This is a genomic window from Staphylococcus pseudoxylosus, assembly GCF_003697915.1.
Classification (GTDB): Bacteria; Bacillota; Bacilli; order Staphylococcales; family Staphylococcaceae; genus Staphylococcus; species Staphylococcus pseudoxylosus.
Genome location: NZ_RCVN01000121.1, coordinates 1 through 208, shown reverse-complemented (window position 1 = coordinate 208; position 208 = coordinate 1). Strand labels below are relative to the sequence as shown.

At 38.9% G+C, this 208-nt stretch carries 1 protein-coding gene; it reads right to left on the bottom strand.

The window, feature by feature from the left end; translation table 11 throughout:
* A partial coding sequence (locus D9V42_RS15055; protein ID WP_425275814.1) for a ParB/RepB/Spo0J family partition protein occupies positions 1–208 on the bottom strand: 208 nt, incomplete at both ends.

Sequence of the window (208 nt, the reverse complement as noted above, 5' to 3'; positions counted from 1 at the left end):
CATGATTTTCTAAATATCTAACACTCCACTTTTCTTTAACAACCCGTTTCGCTAACCTAAGCATTTGTTGTTCATCTTTAATTGCCAATAACGTTCGTCCATGTGCACTTGTCAGTCGCCCATCTTTTACCATGTCAGCAATCTTTTTCGGTAAATGTAATAACCTCAACATATTCGCTATATACGGGCGCGGCTTACTCACTTGCTT